The organism is Pseudoflavitalea rhizosphaerae (genome assembly GCF_003991355.1).
Lineage (GTDB): Bacteria > Bacteroidota > Bacteroidia > Chitinophagales > Chitinophagaceae > Pseudobacter > Pseudobacter rhizosphaerae.
The window spans coordinates 312,356-334,125 of sequence record NZ_RCSU01000003.1; the positions used below are offsets into that span (position 1 = coordinate 312,356).

At 47.8% G+C, this 21,770-nt stretch carries 24 protein-coding genes; 9 read left to right on the plus strand and 15 right to left on the minus strand.

What is annotated here, in order from left to right:
- Positions 1-74: 74 nt before the first annotated feature.
- Genes D9Y29_RS07075 through D9Y29_RS07085 form a run of 3 tightly spaced genes read right to left on the minus strand, consistent with a single transcriptional unit; the run spans position 75 to position 1,567 of the window.
- Positions 75-593 (minus strand): Spy/CpxP family protein refolding chaperone, encoded by a 519-nt coding sequence (locus D9Y29_RS07075; RefSeq protein ID WP_127126425.1) that lies wholly within the window; start codon positions 591-593, stop codon positions 75-77.
- Entirely contained in the window at positions 590-934 is a 345-nt protein-coding gene (locus tag D9Y29_RS07080) for a hypothetical protein (RefSeq protein ID WP_127126427.1), read from the minus strand. The genes D9Y29_RS07075 and D9Y29_RS07080 overlap by 4 nt, the downstream gene beginning before the upstream one ends.
- Positions 935-991: 57 nt before the next feature.
- A complete protein-coding gene (locus D9Y29_RS07085) occupies positions 992-1,567 on the minus strand; it encodes an RNA polymerase sigma factor (RefSeq protein WP_127126429.1) in 576 nt (191 codons plus the stop codon).
- A 253-nt stretch (positions 1,568-1,820) separates the two neighbouring features.
- Here D9Y29_RS07085 and D9Y29_RS07090 point away from each other — a divergent pair, with 253 nt between their 5' ends.
- Positions 1,821-2,204, plus strand: a complete 384-nt coding sequence (locus D9Y29_RS07090; protein WP_127126431.1) for a LytR/AlgR family response regulator transcription factor — start codon at positions 1,821-1,823, stop codon at positions 2,202-2,204.
- Here D9Y29_RS07090 and D9Y29_RS07095 read toward each other — a convergent pair.
- The gene (locus D9Y29_RS07095) at positions 2,201-3,565 is read right to left on the minus strand and encodes a hypothetical protein (protein WP_127126433.1); all 1,365 of its coding nucleotides are present in this window, start codon (positions 3,563-3,565) and stop codon (positions 2,201-2,203) included. The genes D9Y29_RS07090 and D9Y29_RS07095 overlap by 4 nt on opposite strands.
- Before the next feature lie 255 nt (positions 3,566-3,820).
- Positions 3,821-4,246: a VOC family protein gene (locus D9Y29_RS07100; RefSeq protein ID WP_127126435.1), complete on the minus strand. Its 426-nt coding sequence runs from the start codon at positions 4,244-4,246 to the stop codon at positions 3,821-3,823.
- 304 nt (positions 4,247-4,550) lie between these two features.
- Between D9Y29_RS07100 and D9Y29_RS07105 the strand changes: the two genes are divergently transcribed.
- On the plus strand, positions 4,551-5,039 hold the full coding sequence (locus D9Y29_RS07105) for a hypothetical protein (RefSeq protein ID WP_127126437.1): 489 nt from the start codon (positions 4,551-4,553) through the stop codon (positions 5,037-5,039).
- Positions 5,040-5,278: 239 nt separating this feature from the next.
- Here the strand turns inward: D9Y29_RS07105 and D9Y29_RS07110 are convergent, their stop codons facing one another.
- The 8 genes from D9Y29_RS07110 to D9Y29_RS07145 all read right to left on the minus strand — a co-directional run bounded on the left by D9Y29_RS07110 (position 5,279) and on the right by D9Y29_RS07145 (position 14,127).
- A complete protein-coding gene (locus D9Y29_RS07110; protein WP_127126439.1) occupies positions 5,279-6,496 on the minus strand; it encodes a glycosyltransferase in 1,218 nt (405 codons plus the stop codon).
- 1 nt (position 6,497) lies between these two features.
- Positions 6,498-7,367 (minus strand): dTDP-4-dehydrorhamnose reductase, encoded by an 870-nt coding sequence (gene rfbD / locus D9Y29_RS07115; protein WP_127126441.1) that lies wholly within the window; start codon positions 7,365-7,367, stop codon positions 6,498-6,500.
- 6 nt (positions 7,368-7,373) lie between these two features.
- Positions 7,374-7,931: a dTDP-4-dehydrorhamnose 3,5-epimerase gene (gene rfbC / locus D9Y29_RS07120; protein WP_127126443.1), complete on the minus strand. Its 558-nt coding sequence runs from the start codon at positions 7,929-7,931 to the stop codon at positions 7,374-7,376.
- Positions 7,932-8,081: 150 nt separating this feature from the next.
- A complete protein-coding gene (gene rfbB / locus D9Y29_RS07125) occupies positions 8,082-9,146 on the minus strand; it encodes a dTDP-glucose 4,6-dehydratase (protein WP_127126445.1) in 1,065 nt (354 codons plus the stop codon).
- Complete coding sequence (locus tag D9Y29_RS07130) at positions 9,146-10,426, minus strand: nucleotide sugar dehydrogenase (protein WP_127126447.1); 1,281 nt, start codon at positions 10,424-10,426, stop codon at positions 9,146-9,148. Before D9Y29_RS07130 ends, rfbB begins: the two co-directional genes overlap by 1 nt.
- A gap of 106 nt (positions 10,427-10,532) precedes the next feature.
- Positions 10,533-11,516, minus strand: coding sequence for a UDP-glucuronic acid decarboxylase family protein (locus tag D9Y29_RS07135; RefSeq protein ID WP_127126449.1), 984 nt, complete (start codon positions 11,514-11,516; stop codon positions 10,533-10,535).
- A 3-nt stretch (positions 11,517-11,519) separates the two neighbouring features.
- Positions 11,520-12,854, minus strand: coding sequence for a UDP-glucose dehydrogenase family protein (locus tag D9Y29_RS07140; protein ID WP_127126451.1), 1,335 nt, complete (start codon positions 12,852-12,854; stop codon positions 11,520-11,522).
- A gap of 139 nt (positions 12,855-12,993) precedes the next feature.
- Positions 12,994-14,127, minus strand: coding sequence for a DegT/DnrJ/EryC1/StrS family aminotransferase (locus D9Y29_RS07145; RefSeq protein ID WP_127126453.1), 1,134 nt, complete (start codon positions 14,125-14,127; stop codon positions 12,994-12,996).
- 138 nt (positions 14,128-14,265) lie between these two features.
- On the opposite strand from D9Y29_RS07145, the gene D9Y29_RS07150 reads away from it, so the two are divergent.
- Positions 14,266-15,522 carry a 3-deoxy-D-manno-octulosonic acid transferase gene (locus D9Y29_RS07150; RefSeq protein ID WP_127126455.1) on the plus strand — a complete coding sequence of 419 codons (1,257 nt, stop codon included), beginning with the start codon at positions 14,266-14,268 and terminating at the stop codon, positions 15,520-15,522.
- Here D9Y29_RS07150 and D9Y29_RS07155 read toward each other — a convergent pair.
- Positions 15,495-16,220 carry a hypothetical protein gene (locus D9Y29_RS07155; protein WP_127126457.1) on the minus strand — a complete coding sequence of 242 codons (726 nt, stop codon included), beginning with the start codon at positions 16,218-16,220 and terminating at the stop codon, positions 15,495-15,497. The two genes, D9Y29_RS07150 and D9Y29_RS07155, sit on opposite strands and share 28 nt — an antisense overlap.
- A gap of 73 nt (positions 16,221-16,293) precedes the next feature.
- Between D9Y29_RS07155 and D9Y29_RS07160 the strand changes: the two genes are divergently transcribed.
- Positions 16,294-16,863 (plus strand): thymidine kinase, encoded by a 570-nt coding sequence (locus tag D9Y29_RS07160; protein WP_127126459.1) that lies wholly within the window; start codon positions 16,294-16,296, stop codon positions 16,861-16,863.
- On the opposite strand, the gene D9Y29_RS07165 is transcribed toward D9Y29_RS07160, so the two are convergent.
- Positions 16,864-17,769, minus strand: a complete 906-nt coding sequence (locus D9Y29_RS07165) for a DUF6263 family protein (RefSeq protein ID WP_127126461.1) — start codon at positions 17,767-17,769, stop codon at positions 16,864-16,866.
- Positions 17,770-17,883: 114 nt separating this feature from the next.
- Between D9Y29_RS07165 and D9Y29_RS07170 the strand changes: the two genes are divergently transcribed.
- The 5 genes from D9Y29_RS07170 to D9Y29_RS07190 all read left to right on the plus strand — a co-directional run bounded on the left by D9Y29_RS07170 (position 17,884) and on the right by D9Y29_RS07190 (position 21,770).
- Positions 17,884-18,522, plus strand: coding sequence for a heme exporter protein CcmB (locus tag D9Y29_RS07170; protein ID WP_277601114.1), 639 nt, complete (start codon positions 17,884-17,886; stop codon positions 18,520-18,522).
- A gap of 394 nt (positions 18,523-18,916) precedes the next feature.
- A complete protein-coding gene (gene ccsA / locus D9Y29_RS07175) occupies positions 18,917-19,588 on the plus strand; it encodes a cytochrome c biogenesis protein CcsA (RefSeq protein WP_127126465.1) in 672 nt (223 codons plus the stop codon).
- Between the two features lie 6 nt (positions 19,589-19,594).
- Positions 19,595-19,816 carry a CcmD family protein gene (locus D9Y29_RS07180; protein WP_127126467.1) on the plus strand — a complete coding sequence of 74 codons (222 nt, stop codon included), beginning with the start codon at positions 19,595-19,597 and terminating at the stop codon, positions 19,814-19,816.
- Positions 19,817-19,864: 48 nt separating this feature from the next.
- Complete coding sequence (locus D9Y29_RS07185) at positions 19,865-21,274, plus strand: Glu/Leu/Phe/Val family dehydrogenase (RefSeq protein ID WP_127126469.1); 1,410 nt, start codon at positions 19,865-19,867, stop codon at positions 21,272-21,274.
- A 73-nt stretch (positions 21,275-21,347) separates the two neighbouring features.
- Complete coding sequence (locus tag D9Y29_RS07190) at positions 21,348-21,770, plus strand: GNAT family N-acetyltransferase (RefSeq protein WP_127126471.1); 423 nt, start codon at positions 21,348-21,350, stop codon at positions 21,768-21,770.

Sequence of the window (21,770 nt, forward strand, 5' to 3'; positions counted from 1 at the left end):
CCGGTAATGTAGGAAGATTTTATTGCATACGAAGTAGACAAATTTCGGCTTCCAGCCAGCAGAAAAAAGATTGACTATTTTGCCTTGAGAGAGTCTGAATTAGGCTGCGGCGGCTTCTTGCCCCAGGTCATCCGGTTCACGATCTCCGCAATCACGGTATCGAATTTCACCAGTTGCTCTTCAGTACAAAGTGCGCGCACTTTCTCGAAATGATGGATAGTGATCAGGTCCAGCTGGCGTTGCAGGGCAGTAACATCCTGGCCGCGCGCTGAGAGAAGGGAATCATATTGAGGATCATGTATGATCTTCATCAGGTCGAAGAACCTTTTCTTTGAAGCCCGGATAGAGTCCAGCACGGGCTTTTGTTGTGCTATCAGTGTATCCCGCAGTTTCCAGTAAACGTTTTCCTGCTCTGGGCTCAGCTTCAGCTCATTTACCATGAACTGTCCCATTTTCCTTTGCCTGTCGGCAGTGGAAGAGGCCGTCTTGGCAGGCCTTTCTTTCAACCAGTAAAAGCTAAGGGTCAGAATGTTGGTACCAAGCAATATTACTACAAGCCAGAGAAGCCATTTCTGTTGCGGGAATTTCTTCATGGTTCGTTCGGTGTTTCGTCATACACCGCGTAGGTGTTAATGGATGAGTAATCGGCTACAACCATGGGAGCGGACTGGTCAGTGACGGGTGGACCAGCCGGGCTCTGCACCATTTTCATGATGGTAGTGATATTCAGCAGCACTACAATGGCTGCCAGACCCAGGGAAAGGGCCGGCCTGGTCAATAGTCTTCCGAATTTGCCGATGGATGCCGTTTCCAGCTCCTGTTCCATCCTGGCCCGGAGCCTGGTATAAAAGAACTCCGGCGCCGCGGCACGCTTCATTCCCCGGAGGCTGTCCAGGATCTCATCTTGTTCTTTATTGTTCATCTCAGGTGACATACTGATGTGTTTATCAAAACTATGTTGTTTGACGTTATTATTATAGAAAACATGCGACTATTTCCTTTTCTGACCAGGCTGCTGCTCCAGCAGTTTACGCAGGTTCTGCCGGGCCCTGAACAGCAGGGATTCCACCGCTGAAACGCTCAGATTCATCACCTGGGCTATCTCCTGGTAGCTCAATTCCTCGGATTTCAATAAAATAAAGGCTGTTTTCTGGTTCTCAGGCAACTGATCGATCAGCCTGAACAGGATGGCGGCCTGCTCCTTCTGGTCCAGCGCCACGCCGGGATGGTGGAAATTCACGGGGTCATGGAGCACTTCATTGTCAGGTCCAAACAGGCTGGTGATGAAGGCAAACCGTTTCTTCCGTTTCCGGCTCCGGATCAGGTCAAGACTCTTCGTTACCGTGATCCGGTAGATCCAGGTGCTGAGACGGCTGTCGCCCTTGAACTGGTCGATGGAACGGTATACCTGGATGAACACTTCCTGCGCCACATCTTCCGCATCGGAAGTATCGTGCACGATGCTGAGGGCCGTGTTGTAAACCATATCCTGGCAGTCTTCCACCAACTTCTTAAACGAAAGCTCATCCCCACTTCGGAGTTGTTGTATCAGATCCTGTTCTGTCAATCAAACGGCCGTTTAGAATTTAAGGCTACAACTTACGAAAACCTTCTGATTCCGCACACCACGTATCTGCCACACAATAAATTTTATCCATAAATAAAGGGTTTTCGCTGTCAGTTTGAGGTCATTCGCTTCTAATTGTAAAATAAAATAAAAAAAATGTACTAAGAGTAGTCCTAAATTCTCCTTTGTGTGTCTATATATAATTTGTAGTAGAGATAAAAATCATTGTGGACCTCCAGAAACCCTAATTGCTATGCAGACATTCTTTTTTGTTAAGGAACAGGGGCGTTACGTACGCGTGGATTTTGCTTCCATCTTATACATAGAAGCAAGAAGCAATTATGTGCAGATCGTTACCTCCTCCCGTGTGTTCATGTGCCTGGTATCGATGCGCCAGATTGAGAAATTATTACCGGCAGAAGGCTTCTGCCGCGTACACCGCTCTTATATCGTGGGAATTTCAAGCATCCAGAGCTTCGACAAGGAGCGGATCTATATGGAAGACCGTATGATCCCCATTGGAGACCGCTATCGCAGCGCCCTGCACCGCAGCGTTACCATGGTACGCTGCAAGAACAGCGATGCTATGATGATGGATGAAGAAGATGCCATGATCCTGGTGGATGAGGAGGATTAATCACCTCCCTTCATCCACCGCACCGGCCCGATATTGTACCTGCTACCCACAAAGCGCAGCGTATACAAACCTGCCGCCATTCCGTTCACCGGAACCATGATGTCCTGTTGACCAGCTTCCAGCTTCACTGTCACCTGGCTCAAAACCTGTCCTGAAAAATTACTGATGATCAGCTTACCCTGTTGCGCCTCCCGCGTGATCAGCCTTACGGGCAATTGATAACCGCTGCAGGGGCTGCAAAGCATCCTGATCTTATCCTGACCGGCATCATCGGACTTCACATAGATGACTTTCGAATGCTGATACCTTCCATCCCTATCCTGCATGCGTAACCGAAAATAAACGGCTGCTTGCAGACCCAGGGTGTATTGATAGGATGACGGCCTGTTTTTAGCCTGTACGAAGGCCACCTGCGAAAAATTGTTTCCATCAGCACTTTGTTCCAGTCCGTACCCTTCCATATTATCCTCCGAACTGCTCTTCCAGAGCACGCGTACCTGTTGCCCGCTGATCAATGCATGGAAAGATTCCAGTACCACTGGTAATACAATCGTGCAGCCTGTACAATCAGGTGTAACTGTGGCTGCGCCGAAGTTTCCTGCGCCGCTGGTGGTTGCCCCGGTTGCCTGGCAAACCAACAGGTTGGGCTCGTCTGTAAGGTCACTGTTGAGCAAAGCATTGCCGGTATAGTAAACACAGGCATTACTTCCCACCGGCCGCACAATCACTCCATCCAGTTCATTATTGGCCAGGTCACCGGCATTCACCACCGAGTTAGGTCCCAGGCAAACATCAGCGCTTCCATTGATGGTAAGCGTTCCCACATTCACAGTTCCGAGATTCACTGCCTCGCCAGACAAACTCACTGTGAATCCAGCTGCGTTCACCACGGCAGCGGGTGAAGCATTCACCATATCGGCCGTGGTGGAAGTCAGACTTAATGGTCCATTCAAATTGGCTGTTCCGTAATTCACAAACATACCATCAGTCCCACCCACATTAAGACTACCATTAACGGTGATGGTGCCGTGATTAGTGATGCCACTGCCGGTATTGAGGTTTACACCCGGAAGGGTAAGACTGCCACCGGTCATCACCACAATCGTTCCCCCATTGAAGTTCAGGTTCTGAATGGTGAGCGTGCCGCAAACCTGTATGGTGCCGCCGCTTAAATTCACATTGTTCAAGGTGGTGGCTGCGCCGGAATAAGCGTAAACATCACCGGTATTCACATTGGCCCCATCGGTAAGAGGTGTTCCGGTACAGGGCCCGTCAGGAGTACCCGCAGGGAAAGGACATTGTGCGTGGATCAGCGATACAGCTCCGCAAAGAAAGGCTACTACAAATAGAAGTATTCGCATAGTTACTGATTAGGATGGTAAATAGATGTACTGAAAAAATCTGGTCTCCAGGCGGGGCTAATCAGTAAAGGGAGGGGAATAAGCGCGAGCTAAAACGCTGTGATGAGATGATATATATAAAGTTATTGAAATGCAAAATGCCCGCCAAATAAAATTGCCGGGCATTTGCTTAGGAAAATTACCAGGTTCGGTCAACCAATACCGTTACCTGTATTCTATTGAATGAAAGGAATGATCCGTTGTATATGAACTGGTTTATTTCTCATCGAAATTCACCATCCATTTGATACCGTATTTATCGTTGAACATCCCGAACCAGGCGCCCCAGGGAGCTTTATCATAAGGCACTTCCACAGTTCCGCCGGCAGACAATGCATTGAAGATACGCTCACCGTCTTCTTTTGAATCAGGTGTAACAGCCAGAGAAATGGTAGTACCATTAACAGCCTTATGCCCCTGCGATTCCAATGCATCCGTCCCCATCAGCATCACGTTATTATTGATCGGAAGGGCGATATGCATGATCATACTTTTTTCAGCTTCTGGCATATTGTCCGCCATCCCCGGCATATCCCTGAACCGGGTAAGGTTTACGAACTCACCACCGAATACTGACTTGTAGAAAGTGAAAACCTCCTCCGTATTACCCATGAAATTAAGGTAAGGATGGATCGATGCCATAGTAATCCGTTTAAATGTGTGAAAAAGTTGATTAGACCCAACAAAAATAGGCTTCCCCCGGCAGATAGGCTTTGATTTGGTTTTTTGATGGCTCAAGGCGGTGTGTGACCCGACGGCGGGCAAAATATACCGACGCGGGAGAATAAATTTGGGCCGTTGGTTGGTTTGATCCAACTTTGTATCGCTAACTGAGTTCTTCGCAGCCCATCTGCTCCACCCCGGGGGATTTCGCTGATCGTGTTCCAGGTGCGCCTCTCCCTTCTGTTCTTTTTTTCAAACCTTTTTCTTAATTCATGACTGTTTTATGAACTCAACATTTTACCGCTCTTACAACATCTGCAAAAACAATCAACTGGATGAATTCTACAACACAGCCGACCTGGTCAGGTTCCTGAATCAAATGCCGGAACTCATCCAAACCAACGAACACCATTTCTCCAACAGCAAGGATTTCAAGCACTACCTCTCCATCACACTGCTCTGCGCCGCACAACACGATAACTGGTTCTATGATTCACCGGAATCACACGCCACCAACCTTATCGTAATCGTTAGCTCCCGCTTCAACAACGCCCACCTCTTTGTAAAACCCCTGCTCCTCAAAATCTGCCAGTTCCTTAACTGGGACCTCATGGGCGACGACGATGATACCATCACCCGCGAAGACGAAATCAATCTCACCCAACACGCCCCCTTCCGTCACCTCAACGACGAAGAAAAAGAAGAGGATGAAGAAGATGATGATGAAGATAACGACCACCTTTCCCCTCCCTTCAAATTCCATCCCAACTGATCATCCACGATAGAGTATTACAAATACTTACAAAAAATATTACACCTACCATAACTCATCTTTTCTTCTCTGTGCTGCACCTGATCTGCCGCATATAGGACCCCATGCAGTCGAGGGTTTAAAAAATGTCGGTCTTCGAAACAAAAGCTCCACAGCTCAATCATATTCCATAGCCCCATCCCTCCCACCTCAGTAGAATTTAATTCCACCTGCGGTGGTTTGTTTCGACTACCGCATTTTTAAACCCGAGAATGCAAAATGCGCCAGAATTGAGCAACTCGTGCAGTCCATGTATTTTCCGAGGCAACCTCCACTCGTTTTTGCTGAAGTGTGGAGTTGTTCTCATCGATAGCGGTATCGATGAGCTGCAGGAATTGTTCGTGTGAGTCTGCGATATATGCTACATCGCGGAAAGTGTAAATGTCTTCTGAGAAATGGGTGGCGATCACAGGTTTGCCTGCCGCCAGGTATTCATTGATCTTGAGGGGATAGATACTTTTGGTGAGGGTGTTCTTGCGGAAGGGAATGATCACGCAATCGAAGTATTGCAGGAAGGCAGGAAGTTCCGTGATCTTACGCGGTCCGGCAAAGATCACGTTCGGCATTTTGGTGAGACCGGATTCTTCATGTTCATTACCCTGGATGGGGCCAACAAAGAAGAGGATCTTATCTGAATGGTGTTCAGCGATCTTCCTGAGCAGTTCAAAATCCGAGCGGTATTCGATGCTGCCGGTATAGCCGATGATCTTTTTATTGGGATCGATGGATTGTAATGCTTCCGGTTTGGGAAGTAATTGCGTTAAGGCTGTTTTGAAAATATCGATGTCTGCTGCATTGGGATGGAAGAATACATTTTTGGAGAAGGGCGATTTCAATCTCGTCAGCTCTTTGGAGGTGCAGAGGGTGTAATCGAAATTGCTGATGATAGTTTCTTCCAGCCTGGTGCCATGCCGGTGTGAGTATGCTACCTGCGAAATATCATCCATAGATTGGTATACGGAAACTGCAGTGAGCGCCTTGATATCATCCGGCAGTTTTTGTACAAAGTAGGGATCGAAGAAATTGAGGTAGACGAAATCTTTCAGGTTATAGTCTTTGATCAGCTGACGGATGGTGCGTAGCACGATCCTGTTGTTCAGGGCAGCCATACTATTGTATACAGCGCCTGGCGGGAGGAAATTGATGGGCCATGTAAGGCGGGTAGTCACCACCGTTAGATTGGCAGGCAGGCCCGGAGGATTGCTGTAGGGATCTTTGCCATGCAGCAATGCAGGTTTCCTGCGTTTGATCTGATCTGTATGTTTGAGCTGGTAATAATCTTTCCAGCTGAAAGGGTGATCGATATAGAATACGCGGTTATTGCGTGCAAATTCTTTGGCAAGCGATAATGCCGGTGAGGAGATCTCGGAATCCCATCTGCTGAGGCTGAAACAAATGATATCGCGTTGCCTGTTCATGTTATGCGGAAACGTTTAGTTGCTGAAGGCAGCGAAGCAGGCTTTCTTCCCATGCAGGTATCTGCAGCTGGAAGGCCGACTGTATCTTTTCTGTGTTCAGCAGGGAGAATGAAGGACGTTTTGCAGGAGTAGGGTATTGTGAAGAAGGAATGGGATGTACTTCACAATTGCTGCCACTGTGGTTCCTGATGGCCACAGCAAAATCGTACCAGCTGATGCGCCCCTTGTTGCTGTAATGATAGATGCCGGGTTTCCAGTTGCCCTCAGCGATGATCTGCAGGATGGCTGCGGCCAGGTCTGCAGCGTAAGTGGGTGCACCGACCTGATCGTTCACTACATTGAGGGCCGGGCGGTCCTTCATCAGGCGCAACATTGTTTTCACGAAGTTGTTGCCGAAAGCTGAATACACCCAGGCGGTGCGGATGATGATACTGTCAGGGTTGTTCTGTTGACTGAGCTCCTCTCCTTTCAGTTTGGATGCGCCGTATACGTTGATGGGGTCCGTTGGGTCCGTTTCTTTGTAAGGTTGTTCAGAACTGCCATTGAACACGTAGTCTGTGGAAATGTGTATGAATTTGGTCCCATGGGCAGCGCAGGCTGCGGACAGGTATCCTGTACCGTTAGCATTGATAGCATAAGCCAGTTCCTGGTCGGTTTCTGCTTTGTCAACGGCCGTGTAGGCGGCGGCATTGATGCAGTAAGCAGGTTGATGCTGGTTGAACCAGTCATTCACTGCCGCTTCATCCTGTATTGACAGTTCATGGCGGTCAGTTCCGATGAACCCGAATGCAGGATATTGATGCTGCAATGCCCTGAGCTCTGAGCCCAGTTGTCCGTTAACGCCGGTGATCAGGATGATAGGTTTTGCCATAAAGCTTTATGAATGAAATTCAAAATTGTTACGGCATTCGGCAAACACAGGATTCAGCAGGTCTTTGGGTGAAACGATCACTTTGTCTGCCGGGATCTTCCAGTCGATATTCAGTTGGGCATCATTATATACGATACCTCCTTCGGACTCCTTGTTGTAGAAAGAATCGCATTTGTACAGTACATCGGCCGTTTCGCTGAGCACGGAAAAACCGTGGGCGAATCCACCGGGAATGTATAGTTGCTTTTTATTTTCGGCAGTGAGTTCTATAGAGAATACTTTACCGAATGTGGGTGACCCTTTGCGGATATCCACTGCTATGTCCAGGATGGAACCGTTGAGCACGCGTACCAGTTTGGCCTGTGCATGAGGAGACAGCTGGTAGTGAAGGCCACGGATCACACCGTATTTGGAATGCGATTGATTGTCTTGCAGAAAGGGACCGATCTCCATTTGTTCAAATACCTTGTCGTTATAGGATTCGAAGAAATAGCCACGATTGTCTTCAAACACTGCTGGTTCAAAAATGATCAGCCCTGGAAAATCTGTTTCAATGAAAGGCATCAGTTAACGGTTTGATGTTTAAGTTGATCGGGGTTTGGCAGTCGCTCGCCTCCGGCGAGTGACTTTTATTTTGTCGCCTCCGGCGACGCGGTGTTCGCCGGAGGCGAACAAATATTACTCACTCGCCAGAGGCGAGCGAGTGGCGGCACCCTACTTTTTATATTGCTCTTCGTAATAGTGCTGGTATTCTCCGGTGGTAACGTGCTTTATCCAGGCTTCGTTGGCCAGATACCAGTCTACCGTTTTCTCCAGTCCTTCCTCAAACTGGAGGGATGGTTTCCAGCCGAGCTCTGAATTGAGCTTGGTGGCATCGATCGCGTAACGGTGATCATGTCCGGGACGATCTGTAACAAAGGTGATCAGTTTGGCGGACTCGCCTGCGGGGCGGTTCAGCTTTCTATCCATGATGCTGCAGAGCAGGTGCACGATATCGATATTCTTCCATTCATTGAACCCGCCCACATTGTAGCTGTCGCCATTTTTTCCGTTATGGAAGATGGTATCGATGGCGGTGGCATGATCTTCTACAAAGAGCCAGTCGCGCACATTGTCGCCCTTTCCATAAACCGGCAGTGGCTTATTGTTCACGATATTATTGATCATGAGCGGGATCAACTTTTCCGGGAAATGATGGGAGCCGTAGTTATTGGAGCAGTTGCTCATTACAACGGGCAATCCGTAGGTATGGTGATATGCGTTCACGAAATGATCGGAACTTGCTTTGGAAGCTGAATACGGTGAGCGCGGATCATAGGGAGTGGTTTCTGTGAAGAAGCCTGTTTCTCCGAGTGATCCGTATACTTCGTCTGTGGATACATGGTAGAAACGCTTTCCTTCCATGCCTGTTTTTTTCCAGTGTGTTTTGCTGGCATTGAGCAGGTTCACAGTGCCCAGTACATTGGTACGAACGAAAGCCAGCGGGTCTTTGATGGACCTGTCTACATGGCTTTCTGCGGCGAGATGGATCACGCCATCGAAATCATACTTTTCAAAAAGGGATGCGATAGCGGTTTCGTCCAGTATATCCGCTTTTTCAAAAACATAATTGCTTTTGGATTCCACATCGCGAAGATTTTCGAGGTTGCCTGCATAAGTGAGGGCATCCACATTCACGATGAGGTAATCGGGATACTTGTTTACGAAGAGGCGCACCACATGTGAGCCTATAAAACCGGCGCCGCCGGTGATCATGATCTTTTTTGAATAGTTGGCCATTATAAACTCCAGTAATTTCTGCTGGTGATTTTGTTTTTGTAAATGCCTTTAAGGTCTGCTATGATCGCATGTGGCCTGGTGATGGAAGCAAAATCTTCATCGGTCAGGCTCACATACGGAGCATGGGGAACGGTAACGATAACGGCATCATAGTCTTTCGCCACTTTCCTGGTCAGGTGAAGCCCGTATTCCTCGTGTACTTCATCAGTTTCGGCATATGGGTCTTCCACATCAACCTGGAAATTGAAGGCCAGCAGTTCCTTCACGGTGTCGATGATCTTTGAGTTGCGTATATCGCTTACATTTTCTTTGAAGGTAACGCCCTTCACCAGTACTTTGGGCTCATTGGAATTCCTTAGTACATGGGTGATGATCTTCCTGGCCACATACTTTGCCATGTCATCGTTGATGAAACGGCTGGCGGTGATCACTTTGCTTTCATAGCCGAGTGAGGCCGCTTTGTAAGTGAGATAGTATGGATCTACGCCGATACAGTGACCGCCTACCAGTCCGGGATGGAATTTCAGGAAATTCCATTTGGTGCCGGCTGCTTCAATCACTTCAAAGGTGTTGACGCCCATCCTGTCAAAGATCAGGCTCAGTTCATTCATCAGTGCGATGTTGAGGTCGCGCTGTGTATTTTCAACGATCTTGGATGCTTCCGCCACTTTGATGGAGGAAGCGCGGTGTACGCCTGCGTCCACCACCAGTTCATAGATCTTCGCTATTTCTTCCAGTGATTCCGCATCGCAACCTGAAACCACTTTCACCACGGTTTTGAGCGTGTTCTTTTTATCACCGGGATTGATCCTTTCGGGTGAGTAACCGATTTTGAAATCGGTCCCCATTTTCAATCCGGACATTTGCTCCAGTACAGGAAGACAATCTTCTTCCGTACAACCGGGATAGGTGGTGGATTCAAACACTACATAATCTCCTTTCTTGAGTACACGGCCCACAGTGGTGGAGGCGCTGATCAAAGGTTTCAGATCGGGTACATTGTATTTATCCACCGGCGTAGGTACGGCAACGATGAATACATTGGCTGTTTTGAGCACTTCTTCATCGTCTGTGAAAGTGATGTCGCAACCATTGAACTGGTCCACTTCCACTTCTTTACTGGGGTCGATGCCTTTACGCATCATTTCGATACGCCTGCTATTGATGTCAAAACCTATTACAGGGATCTTTTTTGCAAACTCCAATGCTATCGGTAAACCAACATAACCTAAACCTACAACCGCTAACCTTGCTTTCTTATCTAATAAATCCTGGTACATTGTCAACAAAATTGAATAGTAAATAAATGAAGGGATATGGTGCTTCTTTACCTACTGTCTGGATTTGGGGTTTCAGTATAAGCAACAAAAGGAACCGGATGGTTCCTTATTTGGCGCTAACGAATTCTTTTGGTTGTTTGTACCACTCGTCCGAAGGCAATGCTTTGAAATAATCGTAGGTGACTTTCAGTCCTTCCGCCCTGCTTACTTTGGGGCTCCATCCGAGAATTTCTTTGGCGCGTGTGATATCAGGTTGCCTTTGTTTGGGATCGTCAACAGGAAGTGGTTTGTATACGATCTTCTGGCTGGTGCCGGTGAGTTTGATGATCTCTTCAGCAAAATCTTTGAGAGAGATCTCATCCGGGTTCCCCACATTCACAGGTTGTGCGTAATCGCTCATGAGGAGGCGATAGATGCCTTCTACCAGATCGTCTACAAAGCAGAAGCTGCGTGTTTGTGATCCGTCTCCGAAAACGGTGAGGTCTTCACCACGAAGGGCCTGTCCGATAAATGCAGGTAATGCACGGCCATCGTTGAGCCTCATACGCGGACCGTAGGTGTTGAAGATCCGCACGATCCTGGTTTCCACGCCATGGAAATTGTGGTAGGCCATGGTCATGGCTTCCTGGAAACGTTTGGCTTCGTCATATACGCCACGGGGACCAACGGGGTTTACATTGCCCCAGTATTCCTCGTTCTGCGGATGCACCAGCGGATCGCCATAGATCTCCGATGTGGAGGCTACGAGGATGCGTGCTTTCTTGGCTTTCGCCAGACCAAGGCAGTTATGCGTACCGAGAGAGCCCACTTTCAGGGTTTGAATGGGGATCTTCAGGTAATCGATCGGACTGGCCGGAGATGCAAAGTGCAGGATATAGTGCAGTTCACCGGGAACGTGGATGAACTTTGAAACATCATGATGATAGAACTCGAACTGTTCCAGTTTGAAGAGGTGTTCAATGTTACGGAGGTCTCCTGTAATGAGGTTATCCATTCCGATCACATGAAATCCTTCCTTAATGAACCGGTCGCAGAGATGGGATCCGAGAAACCCTGCTGCACCGGTGATGAGTACACGCTTTTTTGCCATGCTTTAATTTTTGTAAGTGCCGTTGGTTGGGACGGCGGTTGCCCTGCCCACACTTTCGTAGTAAAATCCTAATTCTTTCACTGCATCGCCTTCAAAGAGGTTGCGGCCGTCGAAGATCACTTTATTCTTCAGGGCTGTAACGATCTTCAGGAAGTTTGGAGTGCGGAATTCATTCCATTCAGTAGCAATGATCAGTCCATCTGCTCCTTCGAGGCATTCGTACTGGTTATCTGCATAATGGATCTTATCGCCTACTACTCCTTTCACATTGGCCATGGCTTCGGGGTCGAACACGCTAACGGAAGCGCCTGCTTTCAACAGTTCATCGATCATATATAATGCGGGAGCTTCGCGGATATCATCAGTATTGGGTTTGAAAGCGAGACCCCAGATGGCGAATTTCTTTCCTTTCAGATCATCCTTGAAATACTTTTTGATCTTGGGGAGAAGGTGCAGTTTCTGGCGTTCGTTCACATCCATAACAGCGTTCAATATGCGGAAATCGTAATCCACTTCATTGGATGATTTCACCAGTGCCTGAACATCTTTGGGGAAGCAGCTTCCGCCGTATCCGATGCCGGGGAAAAGGAATCTTTTGCCGATGCGGTCATCGCTTCCGATGCCACGGCGCACCATATCCACGTCTGCCCCGAGCCTTTCACAAAGCTGGGCTACTTCATTCATGAAGCTGATCTTGGTGGCGAGGAAGGAGTTGGCGGCATATTTGGTGAGCTCAGCAGAGCGGACATCCATATAAATAACGGGATTGCCTGAGCGAACGAACGGTGCGTACAGATCGCCCATGAGTTTGCGGGCCCTTTCTGATGAAGCTCCGATCACAACACGGTCCGGCTTCATGAAATCGTCCACTGCAACGCCTTCGCGGAGGAATTCGGGGTTGGACACCACATCAAATTCTCCTTTGTAGTTTTTGGAAACAGCAGCATGTACTTTTTCGGCTGTGCCTACAGGTACGGTGCTTTTATCAACAATTACCTTATAGTCTTTCAGGATCTTGCCCAGGTGGTCAGCCACGCCAAGAATGTATTTCAGGTCGGCGGAACCATCCTCACCGGGAGGTGTGGGCAGCGCCAGGAAGATGATCTCGGCATCTTTGATACCTTCTTCCAGGCTGGTAGTGAAACGGAGACGTTCCTCTTTTACATTCCGGAGGAAAAGTTTTTCCAGTCCGGGTTCATAGATGGTGATCTGTCCGTTGGACAGTTTTTCCACTTTCCCTTTGTCGATGTCTACACAGGTTACATCATTGCCTGTTTCGGCAAAACAAGTACCGGTAACCAATCCTACGTATCCGGTACCTACAACAGCGATTTTCATTTTGAATGGTTTTTTAGGGTGTCAGGTTTAATGGGAAGTTTACACAGGCGGACGATACCCTGACAATTACAACACCTAATCGTTGCATTGCGGGCCCATCGATCTTTAAAAACCTTTGCTTCTTCTCTCAACCCGGAGCTTACCCTTTATTAATAAACTCCAAAACTTTGTTGGTGATCAAATTGAGTTGTTCTTCGTTCAATTCGGTATGCATAGGCAGCGAGATCACCCGTTCTGTCAACCAGTCGGTAATTGTAAGATCGAAAGCTGCGCCGCCAAAGGCGTCAAACATTTTCTGACGATGGGCGGGTACTGGATAATAAATCATTGAAGGGATTCCGTTCTCTGCTAAAAATGCATTCAGTCCGTTACGGTCAACGCCTTCCAGGATCAGGGTGTATTGATGGAAAACATGATTGCAAAACGGGGAACGGTAAGGGGTCTTGATCTTAGGATGGTTGGCAAATGCCTTATCATAATAATCAGCCGCTTCTCGGCGGGCTGCCGCATATTCATCCAGGTGAGGCAGTTTACAATTGAGTACCGCCGCCTGAATAGAGTCCAAACGGCTGTTACAGCCCACAATATCGTGGTAGTACCGTTTGCTCTGCCCGTGATTGGCAATCATTTTTAACCGGGTAGCTAACGCATCGTCATTGGTGAATATTGCACCGCCATCTCCATAACAGCCCAGATTTTTGGACGGGAAGAAGGAAGTGGTGCCAATGGTGCCAATGGTCCCTGCCTTTTTGGTGGTACCATTGCTGAAGGTATAGTCTGCCCCGATTGCCTGGGCGGTATCTTCGATAACAGCAAGATTGTAACGTTTGGCGATGGCCAGTATAGCCTCCATATCGGCTACCTGGCCAAACATATGAACGGGCACGATCGCCTTTGTTTTAGGCGTAATGGCCTTTTCGATGGCCAGGGGGTCTACACAGAAACTTTTAGGATCTACTTCCACAAAAACCGGCTGCAGGCGCAGCAATGCAATCACTTCCGTGGTAGCAACATAAGTGAAGGAAGGCGTGATCACTTCATCGCCGGGCTTCAGGTCCAGCGCCATCATCGCAATCTGGAGTGCATCCGTCCCATTGGCGCAAGGTATCACATGCTTCACTCCCATGTATGCAGTAAGGCTGGCGGCAAAATCAGAAACGGCTTTACCATTAATGAAGGCTGTATTGTCAATCACATCCTGGATAGCTGTGTCTACTTCCTCCTTGATCTTAACATACTGCGCCTTCAAATCAACCATTTGTATTGTCCGCATACTTGGAATATTTCTTTTTAAACGGGCACAAACCTACCACAAAAAAACGGATTCAACAATCACATTAAGCGGGTAAAATAGAACAGGTTGTAAACATCCTGAGCAGTTCACCTTACATTTGTTCATATTTTTTAGCCTGTGCACCTGTTTTTCTACAATATTTTCTGCTGGTTATACCGTTCCGGCATCCGGCTGGCCTCCCTCTGGAATCCCAAAGCCCGTTTATGGGTGAAAGGACGGCGGAATTGGTTCGAAAGGATAAAAACACAATTTGATAATCCGGCCCACCAGTGGATCTGGATGCATTGTGCTTCCCTGGGCGAATTTGAACAGGGCCGCCCCGTACTGGAAGCCCTCCGCGCACAATATCCCCAATATAAGGTCCTGCTCACCTTCTTCTCCCCTTCCGGATACGAAGTGAGAAAAGACTATAAAGGAGCCGACCTGATTGCTTACCTGCCGATGGATAGCAAAGCCAATGCCATGAAATTCATCAACCTGGTGAATCCAAAACTTGTCTGCTGGGTAAAATATGAATACTGGTATTATTATCTTACCACACTCAAAAAGAAAGAAGTACCGGTACTATTGGTGTCCGGAATATTCAGGCCGGACCAACCCTTCTTTAAATGGTATGGCCGCCTTCATCAGTATATGCTGGAAAGTTTCACTCAACTGTTTGTACAGAATGAAGCTTCCCGCGAACTGCTGAATGGCATCGGTTTCAAAAAAGTAACGGTGAATGGAGATACGCGTTTCGACAGGGTGGTGGAAATTGCCAGCGGCTTTCAACCACTTCCCGCCATCGAAGCCTTTTGTGGCAAATATCCCGTGATTGTGGCCGGTAGCACCTGGGATGCTGATGAAGAAGAACTGGACCATTACGCCAATACACACCCGGAGTTGCGTTTTATTATTGCTCCCCATGAGATCGATGCGCCACATCTTCACGATATTGAACAACTTTTCAAACACAGCATCCGCTATTCCGAATGGAGTAAAACGCTGAAGGCTGATGCGTCTGTAAATACATTGATCATCGATAATATCGGCATGCTGAGCAAACTTTATCACTATGCCACTATCACTTATATTGGCGGTGGCTTTGGAAAGGATGGTGTACATAATGTGCTGGAAGCAGCAGTGTATGGGAAGCCTGTTGTATTCGGGCCTGTATACGATAAATTCATCGAAGCTAATGAACTGGCTGAAGCAGGCGGAGGGATCAGTATCGAAACGGCCCTGGAACTGGAAGAACTGTTCAATGAATTGTTGCAGGACAAAACTGCTTACGAAAAAGCCGCTACTGCAGCGGCCCGGTATGTTGCTTCAAAAACAGGGGCCACCAATGCGGTGACCAGTTATATTCAGGAAAACCGTCTTTTGACGAGTTGATAGAAATGGCGGGTAACAGGTTTGGTTTCGTCCCATCCCAGCTTTACTTTCAGTTCTCTTTCAATCCAGTACTCCGCTTCAGGAAGGATGCGGAAACCATTGATGGTTTTAATGGATCGCTCATACATCACTTCATCTCCCCGGAACAATTCACTGATGAATACGAAACGGTCATTCACTCCGATTGCGCGTTTGAGATCGCGAACCGGTGAGTCAGTGAGCCGATGACCCACTTCCACCACATTTTCTTTTAACTTATCATTAAGAGAGGATTGAGTGGCATAAGCTATCGAATCATTGATTTCTATGCCTGCAGCCTGGTGAGCCAGTGTTGGGATCTCTCTGATAGGGTCATAATGATACCCATTGGAATGCCCATTCATCACAGGCAGTTCCACCACCTCCGGCGCGGTTTCTTCCGGCACAATTTCCTCTTCCACTATTTCCTGAACAGGTTCCGGTTGAGGTTCTTCTTTTACTACCTCCACAGGTAACGGCTGCACCGCAACAGGGAATGAAGATCGGCTGGAAGGCATAACCACAGCCACTTTGGAGGTACCCGGCACCTTCCGCGACGCGGCAGACAATTGCACCAGTTCCGACTCAATTAATTGAGCCGTTACCAATAGTTGTGATGGATCAGCATTTTGTTCAAATTGTTCATTTAATTTGCTGATCAATTGTGCTAAACGCTCCATAATCAGTGGGTACTTTTGTGGGTTAAGTGTTTGTACCATAAAGTTAACAATTATTATACCTATTTCCGCTATCATGTTCATAGAACCTAACATATCCGGCGAACGGCGTGGAAGTATTGAAGTGATCTGCGGCTCTATGTTTTCAGGTAAAACAGAAGAACTCATCAGAAGATTGAAACGTGCGCGCATCGCCAATCTTCGCGTAGAGATCTTCAAACCAAAAATAGATACACGTTATCACGAACAACAGATCGTTTCACACGATGAAAACGCCATTCTTTCCACTCCCATCGAAAGTGCACAAACCATACTCTTACTGGCAAGTGATGTGGATGTAGTGGGTATCGATGAAGCCCAGTTCTTTGATGATCAGCTTCCCGATGTATGCGATCAGCTGGCATGGAGAGGTGTACGTGTGATCATCGCCGGACTGGATATGGATTATACTGCCAAACCTTTCGGGCAGATGCCCAACCTCTTAGCCAAAGCCGATTTTATCACCAAGCTTCATGCCATCTGCGTGAAATGTGGAAATATTGCCAACTACTCCTACAGAAAAGTAATAAACCCCACGCAGTTGATGCTGGGTGAAAAAGATATCTATGAGCCGCGTTGCAGAAAATGTTATTACGAAGGGAAATGATCAGTTGAGCCTGCGGCAAACTGCTTTTACTGTTCCATCTTGTTTGAAAGGCTGACCATCCAGTTTTCCGGAGATCACTTCTTCCAGATACGCAGATTCCAGCATTCCGGTTTTTCTATTCACGATCAGCTTCCCCTGCTGTTCCACTTTGAGGGAATGGTCACTGCTCTCTTCCAGGAAACCAGAGCCGCCCATCAGGAAAGCAACCTGTGTACCGGTGATCTCCGTTACCTTGAACATCTGTACTATCACCAATGGCAGGCCATTGCTGTATTTATAAGTACGTCCAACGGTATCGCCCACTTTCATTACTCTTCCGGGAAATTCAATGAATATCTGTTGCAGCAGGTCCTGCATAGCCTGAGAGTTGAACTGCGAAGCAGCAATATCCAGCACAGTACTGAACCTGTCCGTCTGCGCGAGGGCGGAATCCTTCAATATCTTTTTGGCCAGCTCTGTCTGTAGCTGTGTGAAGGAAGCCATCTTTTCGATCTTACCGAGACTGTTCATGCGAAAGCCGAACGATAACCCTTTCACGGATTGCCAAACCCAGGGCGCCATCAGCGCAGGATTGTTTCGGCCGATGGAATCCGGGATGGGATGATCGGTATCCACTCTCAGTGTGTCTTTTGGAAATAAGGCATCCAACTTAAAGCGTTTATACGTGGCCTTTATACCGGTAAAACTGGAGTCTTTGGATGTCTGCAGGTCCCATACACAGGAAATGGTATGTTTTTCAGTAGCGCCATTCCGCAGGCCTGTGCCTGAACCATCATAACTAAGTTCATACAGGGCATTATCATCGGGAACAAAACGGAGATCAACACTGGCATCCTTGCAGGAAACCATTACAATACTTACACATACGATGGCCAACAGGCTTGAAACAGAGGATCTTAAAGTCATACCAGGTAGAGTGGAATTAAGGAATAAAGTACGGAAATAATCAGCAGTTGACCGCTTAAATGTTAATTTCGCGCAACAATAAACGCTAAAACGATCAATTCATTTCAATCCATACTGGCGCTCGTAAAAAAAGACCTGTTGCTGGAAATCAGGCAGCAGTACACTTTTTATGGTGTTCTCCTGTATGTGGCCAGCACCATCTTTGTGTTGTACCTGGCTATGGAACATCCGGAAGACAAGGTCTGGAACGGATTGTTCTGGATGATACAATTGTTCATCTGTGTGAATGCAGTGGCCAAGAGTTTCCTGGCGGAGAGCCGTGGCCGGATGTTGTATTTTTATACGATCGCCGGCGCGAGGGATTTTGTATTGTCGAAGCTGCTGTTCAATGCCCTGCTGATGATTGTGATGAGCCTGGTGAGCATGCTGCTCTTTATGGTGCTGATGGGCAATCCGATCAATAATCCCTGGACGTTCACCGGCATCGTTTGCCTGGGCGGTTGCAGCCTCAGCCTGGTATTTACTTTCCTGGCGGCCATTGCAGCCAGGGCGCAACAGAATGCCGCGCTGATGGCCATTATGGGCTTCCCCCTCATTATTCCCCAGCTGATGCTGCTGATGAAGATCTCTTCCGTGGCTTTTGCGGATGTTATCCAGGCCGGACTGGGTCAGCTGATAGCACTGCTGGCGGGGCTGGATATACTGGTGGTACTGCTGGCGGTGATCCTGTTTCCTTTTCTCTGGAAAGATTAGCGCGTAACGGAAAGGGCAGCGTGTGCCCACTCGCTCGCCTCCCGGCGAGTGAGTTCTATTTGATCGCCTCCGGCGATCCTTCGCCAAAGGCGAAGAAATACAGGTCACTCGCCGGGAGGCGAGCGACTGCTCCATGAGTGAATACGGCTTTCATTTAAAAAAAATACGGATAATAAGCTGAAAATTCAGCAAAACCGGCAATTGCTGCTGTAATGATCAATCAATACAGGAAAATCAGCGGGTTTGTCCATTTTTCTTCTTTTAGCATTGATAATTTCGCTTTTACTATCCCTTCCCCTAATTTTGCCCCACCTAATCAGGTAGTTGGCAATTACCCTATACCCTGTGCAAGAAGCATAATAGCCAGCGATCCGATAATCTAAGACCGGAATCTATGCGCCAGTACTGGTGGAAAATACTAAGTATCGTTTTACTGCTCTACACATTTATTGCAGGCTTTCTCATCAAAGTGCCCACAATCGGCAATTTGTATGAAACTATCCGCAACCTCTTCTTCCATGTTCCCATGTGGTTTGGTCAGTTGGTGCTGATCAGCGTTTCATTGGTTTACTCTATCCTGTATCTCCGTAAACCAAAACCTCATTACGATTTCATGGCAACTGAATTTGCCAGAACAGGATCAGTGATGGGCGTATTGGGATTGCTTACCGGTATGATCTGGGCCAATTATACCTGGGGCGCTCCCTGGAATAATGATCCCAAGCAACTGGGTGCCGCCATCGCACTACTGATCTATCTCGCCTATTTTGTATTGCGCAACTCCATGACGGATATCGACAAACGCGGACGTGTAGCCGCCGTTTACAATATATTCGCTTATTTCATTTATATCCCCATGATCATGGTATTGCCGCGGATGGTGGAATCACTGCACCCCGGAGGACAGGGCGTTGAAGGCAACCCCGGATTCGGAGGCGATTCCCTCGATCCTACCATGCGACTGGTATTCTGGCCAGCCGTTTTAGGCTGGACCCTCCTCGGCGTCTGGATCAGCACACTGAATGTGCGCCTCCGTACGTTGGAAGAAAAAAAACATTTCAGCTAATCTATCATGAAGAAATTTATCACAACCCTGCTTTCGATGATGCTGGTATTCATTGCCGGCGCGCAGGAACATATTGCTAACGATGCGTCGACCGCTGCTCAAACCGGATTGCGGGCCGATGGAAAGATTTATGTGGTTGTGGCTGTAATAGTAACCATCCTTCTTGGGCTGTACATCTACGTTATACGGCTCGACAGAAAGATCAGCAGGCTCGAAAAAAACTCCTAGCCTTTTACTATCGCCACATTTACCATTTCACATTTAAATAGCTTAATCATGTCAGAGTACAGTTTTTTTGGAGCGGTGGAAAAAAGTTTTGACAAAGCCGCTAGTTTTACTAAATGGGACCCAGGTATCCTTGAACAGATCAAACAATGTAACGCTGTTTACAGGATGCATTTCCCTGTGAAGATCGGAGACAAGATCGAGGTAGTGAAAGCCTATCGCGTTCAGCACTCCCATCACAAACTGCCTTGTAAAGGTGGTATCCGTTTTGCCATGAGCGTTAACCTCGATGAGGTAATGGCGCTCGCCGCCCTGATGACTTTCAAATGTGCCATCGTGAACGTACCATTCGCAGGCGCTAAAGGCGGTATCACTATCGATCCTAAAAAATACACACCATACGAACTGGAAAAGATCACCCGTCGTTACACTTCGGAGCTGATCAAGAAAAATTTCATCGGACCTGGCATCGACGTTCCTGCTCCTGACTATGGAACCGGCGAGCGCGAAATGGCCTGGATCGTGGATACTTACCAGAGCATGCGCCCTGGCGAGATCGATGCACTGGGTTGCGTAACCGGAAAGCCCGTTACTCAGGGTGGTGTTCGCGGCCGTCGTGAAGCTACCGGCCTCGGTGTATTCTATGGCCTGCGCGAAGTGTGCAACATGAAAGATGTAATGGAGAAACTCGGCATGACTACCGGTGTTACAGGTAAGAAAGTAGTAGTGCAAGGTCTCGGTAATGTAGGCTACCACTCCGCCAAATTCTTCCAGGAAGCAGGTTCCAAAATAGTAGCCCTCGCAGAATTCGAAGGCGCTATTTACAATAATGATGGCCTGGATATCGACGCCGTATTTGAACACCGCAAGAAAACCGGCTCCATCCTCAACTTCCCCGGTGCTACCAACTTTGCCAAAAATACCGATGCACTGGAATTCGAATGCGATATCCTGATCCCGGCTGCACTCGAGAACGTGATCAACGGAGAGAATGCTCCACGCGTGAAAGCAAAACTGATCGGAGAAGCCGCCAACGGCCCGCTCACTCCTGAAGCTGACGAGATCCTGGCCAAAAAAGGATGCCTCGTTGTTCCGGATATGTACCTGAACGCAGGTGGCGTTACCGTTTCTTACTTTGAATGGTTGAAGAACCTCAGCCACGTAAGGTACGGCCGTATGGAAAAACGCTTCACTGAAAACCTGAACAGTCATATCATCGGACAGATCGAAGGGCTCACAGGTAAGAAGATAGCTGAGAATGAAAAAGAGTTCATCATGCACGGACCTGAAGAAGTAGACCTGGTTCGCAGTGGCCTGGAAGAAACCATGATCACCGCTACCCGTGAGATCATGGATGCATGGAAATCGAATCCTGAGATCCCCGATATGCGTACCGCTGCTTATGTAGTTGCCATCAACAAAGTTGGCACCAGCTACGCAGAACTGGGTATCTTCCCATAAAGCAGTATTGCTCGTTTTACGAGATCATCCCATCTGCGAAAGCAGGTGGGATTTTTTTTATTAAATTTATCCTATGTACGATATACGATTCATACCACCAGAAGAATGGAGCTCTATCCTTCCCCTCCTTCAGATCCTCAACAATTACACTATCTCTGAAGAGATCCTTGCTGAAAGACTGGAAGAAATGAAGAACCACCGCTACCAGTGCGTAGGCGTGTATGATGCGGATAAACTCATCGGCATTACCGGCGTATGGATACTGAACAAATTCTATAACGGGAAACATATTGAACCAGACAATGTGATGGTGCTCCCTGAATACCGCAACCAGCAGATCGGTGAAATGATGATGAAGTGGGTGCATGATTACGGCCGCTCACAGGGCTGCATCGTGTCTGAGCTGAACGCTTATGTGACCAATGAGAGAGGTATCCGTTTCTGGATCAACCAGGGATATAAGATCCTCGGTTTCCATTTTCAGAAAAAACTATAA